The following is a 2,922-nucleotide window of genomic DNA, read 5'->3' as shown; positions in this document are numbered from 1 at the left end:
CCGGCTCCCACAGGTTCACCGTAAGCCTTGAGGCCTGCGGAGAACCAGTGGGACCCCACAGACACCCCACAAGCCTTGAGGCCTGCGGTGGAACCTGTGGGAGCCGGCTGGCCGGCGATGGGGCCATTGTTTTTTCCGCACAGGAGCATTTCTGCGTGCAGACGCCTATTCCCGTAACCGTGCTCACTGGCTTCCTGGGAGCCGGCAAGACCACGCTACTCAAGTACATGCTCAAGGCCGAGCACGGCCTGAAAATCGCCGTGATCGAGAACGAATTCAGCGAAGCCGGCATCGACAGCCAGCTGCTGGGCGACGAGCCGGTGCAGGTAATGACCCTGGCCAACGGCTGTGTGTGCTGCAGCATCCATGGCGACCTGACCCGTGCGCTGTACCTGCTGCTCGAACGCCTGGATGCCGGCGAGATCGCCTTCGACCGCCTGGTGATCGAGTGCACGGGCCTGGCCGACCCGGCGCCAGTGGCGCAGACCTTCTTCATCGAAGAGGAACTGCGCGATCGCTACATCCTTGACGGCATCATCACCCTGGTCGATGCCGCCCATGCCGAGGTGCACCTGACCCAGGCCATCGCCCAGGCCCAGGTCGGCTTTGCCGATCGCCTGCTGCTGAGCAAGACCGACCTGGTCGAGCCGGCGGCGGTGGAGGCGCTGCAGGCGCGTCTGGCGCGCATCAATGGCCGGGCCAGCATCCGTGTGGTCGAGCACGGCCGTATCGACCTGGCCGAGCTGCTCGATGTACGTGGTTTCAACCTCAACCCGGACCTGGGCGCGAACCTCAAGCCGACCCTGCGCCCGCTGCTCAAGCCCGCGACGCCGGACCGCATCTCGACCCTGGTGCTGCGTACCGAGACCCCGCTCGACATCGACCGCCTCAGCGACTTCATGAACGACCTGCTGGAAACCCACGGCAAGCAACTGCTGCGCTACAAGGGCGTGCTCAACATCGCCGGCGAAGCACGTCGCCTGGTGTTCCAGGGCGTGCTCAAGCTCTACGGCTTCGACTGGGACGCCGAGTGGGCCGAGGGCGAAGCGCGCGAGAGCGTGATGGTGTTCATCGCCGATGAACTGCCCGAGGCTAGGATTCGGGCTGGGTTCGAGGCGCTGGCTGCGGGCTGAGGCGGCGCGCTGGCTGAGCCTCGAACCACTGTGGCCAGGAGCTGCGGTGGCGGGTTTCGACCTCGATACAGGGGATCAGCCGCTCGCTGAGCACGGCGGTCTGCTGCACCGCCTTGGCGGTGCGGTACTTGACGCTGTGGATGCACTCGCGGTCGCCGAACTCGCAGCGATTGAGCGAGGTGCCGCCGCAGGGGCCGTTGGCCAGGCCCTTGGGGCAGGTTTCCGGGCAGATGTACAAGGTGTCTTCCAGGCGGCAGCGGCCACAGGTATCGCAGCCCAACAGCGGCCGCTTCACGCTGCGCTCCAGTCCATGCAGTAGCCGCGCACCCTTGGCCGTGCCCCACAGAGGCCGGCGTACCACCCAGCCGAACGCCTTGCTCAGCCAGTTGTTGCGGCTGAACAGCGCTGCGTGGAACCCGTGCAGCAGGTGGTAACGCAGTTTCTCCGCGGCCGAGGCGCTGACCAGGGATTGGCCATTGCGCCAGTCGGCCAACGGCGGGTGGAAGGTCACGCCAGGCAGGCCAGGCATCTGCCAGCTCTGCGCCCAGGCCGGTGCCCATTGCGCCAGTGAATGAATGCGTGCCTGCCAGTGTTCGATGCGCGCCTCCAGCGCGAGCAACTGCTCGAGTTCGTGCACCCCCGACAGGTGTACGCCAGCGTAGCCCATCAGCTTCACCCCGATGATCTGCAAGGCCAGGCGATCGATGCTGCGCGTCTGGGCGAAGGTTTTGGAAACGGCAGCTTCGGCTTCGAGCATGGCGCGCATCGAAGGCGTGACGGTGACGCCGGCGACGTGTTCGAGCATCGCCGCGCGGCCGTGGGTGAGGCTCATGAGGCAGGCCAGCAACGGTTTCGGCGCGGCTTGCCGGTTCATCCACTGCAGGGCCTCCTGATGCTTGTCGGCATCGAAGCCCAATTGCAGGATCAGGAAGTCGGCACCGGCGGCGAGCTTTTTCTGCGCCTTTAGGTATTGCGCACCGCCTTCTTCTTCAAGGTACTTGAACGGGTTGAGCGCAGCACCGAGCAGCCAGTGGGGGCACGCCTGACGGGCGATCTGCAGGGCGGCGACCGATTCCAGGTAACGCACCGGCCGCTCACCGGGTTGATGGCCGGGCAGGCGGTCGCCCGTGAGCAGCAGCAGTTGATCGAGGCCGGCGGCGTCCATGCGCTGCAATTGCGCCAGCAGGTGGTGGCGTTCGCGGTCCTTGCCGGAGAAGTGGGGCAGGGCGGGCAGGGGCGTGCTGAAGCTGTCGAGGGCATCCAGCGGCGATAGCTCCAGCGGGCTGGCGACCCGGTCGCCGATGGCCAGGGTCATGGGCCAGCCACAGAGGTGCCCGCGCTGCATGATGGCCTGCATGGCGGCGAAGCGTTGCGCCGAGGGTTTGGGGACGAACTCCATGACGCAGACGAAGGATTTTTCGCGAAGCGCCGATTTCAGCAGGCTCATGGCAGGGTGGCACCTGGAGGGTTCAGGGCGACAGTGTGGAGCAAGTGTCGAGTGGGGTCATGTCCAGATGCGCAGGGGGATGCTCTGAACAAGACATTGGGGGGCAGGAGCTTGGGTCTTAGGGTGGTGCGCAAATCGAGCGCCGCCCGCGCGGCGCATCGCGGATAAATCCGCTCCTACATTTGTTGCAACGTGCCATTCCTGTCAGGCCATGGTTGTTAGCCTTGGTGCATGTCTTGAAATTGCAGGGGCGCCAGCAGCACCAGCCGAAAAATCTCGCCGTGCCAACAAGGCTGGCAACCATGCCTCATCAGACATAGGCACGTTGCAACAAATGTAGGA

The 2,922-nt window shown here is 65.3% G+C and carries 2 protein-coding genes; one reads left to right on the top strand and one right to left on the bottom strand.

The genetic code is table 11. The annotated features are described in order from the left end of the window. Positions 1 to 155: 155 nt before the first annotated feature. Positions 156 to 1,133 carry a GTPase gene (gene yjiA, locus PMI38_RS13495; protein ID WP_008094822.1) on the top strand — a complete coding sequence of 326 codons (978 nt, stop codon included), beginning with the start codon at positions 156 to 158 and terminating at the stop codon, positions 1,131 to 1,133. Here the strand turns inward: yjiA and PMI38_RS13490 are convergent. After that, positions 1,093 to 2,580, bottom strand: a complete 1,488-nt coding sequence (locus tag PMI38_RS13490) for a methylenetetrahydrofolate reductase C-terminal domain-containing protein (protein WP_008094821.1) — start codon at positions 2,578 to 2,580, stop codon at positions 1,093 to 1,095. The genes yjiA and PMI38_RS13490 overlap by 41 nt on opposite strands. Between the last annotated feature and the right edge of the window lie 342 nt (positions 2,581 to 2,922).

The organism is Pseudomonas sp. GM84 (genome assembly GCF_000282535.1).
Lineage (GTDB): Bacteria > Pseudomonadota > Gammaproteobacteria > Pseudomonadales > Pseudomonadaceae > Aquipseudomonas.
Note: the sequence above shows the minus strand (reverse complement) of the source record. Positions and strands in the feature narration are given on the sequence as shown.